The sequence below is a fragment of the Tunicatimonas sp. genome, from assembly GCF_049647865.1.
In the GTDB taxonomy this organism is placed as follows: Bacteria; Bacteroidota; Bacteroidia; order Cytophagales; family Cyclobacteriaceae; genus Tunicatimonas.
Window position 1 is genome coordinate 1 of sequence record NZ_JBARYM010000196.1, and the last position, 3691, is coordinate 3691.

Annotated in this window: 3 protein-coding genes; all 3 read right to left on the bottom strand. The window is 45.7% G+C overall.

Annotation, left to right across the window (positions count from 1 at the left end; genetic code table 11):
- The coding region (locus tag WBA23_RS05955; protein ID WP_424581336.1) for a quinol:electron acceptor oxidoreductase subunit ActD at nt 1-243 on the bottom strand (243 nt) is incomplete at its 3' end.
- 4 nt (nt 244-247) lie between these two features.
- Nucleotides 248-1678 carry an NrfD/PsrC family molybdoenzyme membrane anchor subunit gene (nrfD, locus tag WBA23_RS05960; RefSeq protein WP_424581337.1) on the bottom strand — a complete coding sequence of 477 codons (1431 nt, stop codon included), beginning with the start codon at nt 1676-1678 and terminating at the stop codon, nt 248-250.
- Between the two features lie 15 nt (nt 1679-1693).
- On the bottom strand, nt 1694-3691 hold a 1998-nt coding region (locus WBA23_RS05965; RefSeq protein ID WP_424581338.1), incomplete at its 5' end, for a 4Fe-4S dicluster domain-containing protein.

Consider the following 3691-nt stretch of genomic DNA (forward strand, 5'->3'; position numbering starts at 1 on the left):
GTCAATGCCCATCATATAAAATTGCATGAGCAACGCTAAAGAAGTACCTAGTATACCAAATAAGAAAGCGGCAATCGGTAGTTTAGATCGTTTATACCCAAGAGCATCGCCCAAACCATGTACGGGAAACGGAGTATAACATTCGTGAATACGAATACCTGCTTCGCGTACTTTAGCTACTGCGTCTAGCAGTACATCATCATCATCGAATACGCCAACCAAAAATTTATTTCCTACAGTCATAGTATTAATTTTTTGAAGTGGTAGGAGTCATTTCTTCTGCTGGTTGAGTTGTAGTCTGCGACTCCCGCATAGTAGGTTGCTTCTCTCCGGTAGCTTTAAGAATACTCTTCACCTCAGCCATGTTAATTACTGGAAAAAACTTAGCGAATAAGAAGAATAAAGTAAAGAACAATCCAATACTAAAGAGATAATCTCCTAAGTCGTAGATAGTAGGCTGAAACATCGCCCAAGATGAAGGAATATAATCGCGATGCAGCGAGGTTACGATAATCACGAAACGCTCAAACCACATTCCGATATTCACTACAATAGAAAGAATGAAGGTTGCAACAATGCTAGTCCTGATCTTCTTAATCCAGAACAGCTGAGGTGATACCACATTACAGGTCATCATCGTCCAGTATGCCCACCAGTAAGGTCCAGTAGCCCGGTTTAAGAATGCATACTGTTCGTACTCTACACCTGAGTACCAAGCCATAAACAACTCAGTGATATAGGCGACTCCAACGATTGATCCCGTTACGATGATGATAATATTCATCATCTCAATATGATTGATTGTAATATAATCTTCTAGTTTATAGACCTTACGGGTAATTAGCATCAACGTGAGTACCATTGCAAAGCCAGAGAAGATCGCTCCCGCCACGAAATAAGGTGGAAAAATGGTCGTGTGCCAACCCGGAATTACCGAAGTAGCAAAGTCAAAAGATACGATAGTATGTACCGAAAGTACTAAAGGAGTAGCTAAACCGGCTAGGATTAAAGCGACTGCTTCATAACGCTCCCAAGTGCGCGCCGAACCATTCCAGCCGAAAGACAGAGCTCCATATACTGTGCGCGAGATAATTCCTTTTGCTCGATCCCGAATCGTTGCAAAGTCAGGGATTAGCCCAATGTACCAGAATACTAGCGAAACAGTGAAATACGTACTGATTGCAAACACATCCCACAGTAACGGTGAATTAAAGTTCACCCACAGGGAACCAAATGTATTAGGTAGTGGCAATGCCCAGTAGGCTCCTAACCACGGTCGTCCCATATGCAAGACGGGAAACAATGCCGCGCATATTACGGCAAAAATAGTCATTGCTTCTGCCGCACGGTTAATAGACATTCTCCAGCGCTGACGGAAGAGGAGTAAAATAGCTGAAATTAAAGTTCCGGCATGACCAATACCTACCCACCATACAAAGTTGGTAATGTCCCAAGCCCAACCAACGGTCTTATTAAGTCCCCACATCCCAATACCGTCCCATAACGTTCGGAATACTGAATAGAGACCAATTGTCAATAGCCCTAAAGATGCGGCAACCGCTAAAAACCAGGTAATAGTCGGCTTCTCTTCAACCCGGCGACAAACATCTACCGTAACATCGTGAACGGTTTTTCCTCCGGTCACTAAGGGTTTGCGTATTGAGGAAGTCACTTCCATAAATATCGATTTAAATTATGCGTTCATTTCTTCTGACTGATCCTGATTTCTGATTTTCGTCAGATACCAGATGTTCGGACTCACTCCAATTTCGTGTAACACGTTGTAAGCTCTGCCGTCCATTTCTTGAGTAACTAATTGGGAGATACTACTGTTTGGATCATTATAGTCTCCAAAGGTAATTGCTTCGGTAGGGCAGGCAGTGGCGCAAGCAGTATTGATCTCACCATCAACTGGCCGACGTCCGGCTTTCTTCGCCTCTAGTTTACCAGCCTGAATACGTTGTACGCAGAACGTACATTTTTCCATTACCCCTCGCGCTCGCACAGTTACATCTGGATTTAGCACCATTTTGCCCAGATCATCGTTCATTGCCATATTCACATCACTAAACTGCTCGTTGTCGTGGTACTTAAACCAGTTGAAGCGACGCACTTTGTACGGACAGTTATTGGCGCAGTAGCGGGTTCCGATGCAGCGATTATAAGTCATCTGATTGAGCCCTTCGGAGCTGTGTGTAGTAGCCGCCACTGGACAAACCGTTTCGCAGGGAGCATTATTACACTGCTGGCAGAGCATCGGGTGGAAGGTTACCTCTGGGTTGTCGGAGGCGATTTCCAGTTTGGTAGCATCCGGATCATCCACAAGCTCCTCATCGCTGCTGTAGTAGCGGTCGATCCGAATCCAGTGCATATCCCGACGGTTAATTACTTCCTGTCGGCCTACTACCGGAACGTTATTTTCTACTTGGCAGGCTACGGTACAAGCTCCACAACCAATACAGCTATTTAAGTCAATACCCATTACCCAGTGGTGGTTCGGGTACTTATGTCCTTTCCAAAGTGATATATCTTTCGGGTCAGCCGGTCCGTCGTAAGTCTCAACTTTAAACTCGTAACGTCCGGCTTTCGGATTTTCTTTGTATTCAGCTAACGTTGCATCCTGAATGACCGTCTCACGCCCCATATACGTTTGGTGCGTCTGCGTCTGAGCGATGTTATACGCATCATCCAACAGTTCAAACTGCACTCCGCTTCGATGGTAAGCAGCGTACCCGTTTACTTTAGCTACCATCGGGTAGACATTTACACCTAACCCATCGGCAACTTTACCAGTATTGGTTCGTCCGTACCCTAATGCGATGCTAATTGTTCCGGCGGCTTGCCCTGGTTGTACCAGCACGGGCAGTTCTATCGACCGCTCCCCTACGGTAACCCGAGCTTTACGCGTTTTTCCTTCACTCATTTTCAAATTAAGCTCACGCGCCATGCTCTGCGGAATAGCGATATAATTGTCCCAGCAAGCTTTAGAGATTGGATCGGGCATCTCTTGTAACCAAGGGTTATTGGCTTGTCGCCCACTGCCAGTTCCTACTTTCTGATATAGAACTAGTTCTAAACCATCGCCAGCATTACCGTAGTTTTTACTAATGCTGGATGCAAAGCTGCTAACGTTTCCTGAGAAAGTGGCCGGACCACCTTCATTAGCCATCGTTTCATTGGCAGCACTTTCGTCAGTGACTGGAGCCGATGATACTTCTAACACACCATCGTACAGTGCTTTGTCCCAGAACATATCGAAGCTACCCGCTTCACTCTGAGCTGTAAAAGCAGTTGATTGCCAGTTGTTACGGAGATAAGTATAATAGTCAGCCTCTGCACTATTGGCCCAAGTTAAGAATGAGCTTTGAGCTTGGCGCGTATCGCAAATAGGAGTGATTGCGGGCTGTACTAAACTCAACTGTCCTTGCTGAGGCATCGCATCGTTCCACGACTCTAAATAATGACTGTCGGGAGCAACGTGCGTAACTAGTGTGGCAGTCTCATCTATCCGATCGGAAGTAGAAATACTAATATCAGCATTCACAATTGCGCTGCCGATCATCTCACCCTGATAAAAATCGTAAGCCGGATTACAGTTGTAGAAGATTACGCCTTTCAGTTGCCCCTGCTCCAGGCGACTGGCCATTCGCTCCATCGCTTGGTTATTTCCTTTGCGGTAATAGGTTGGAGC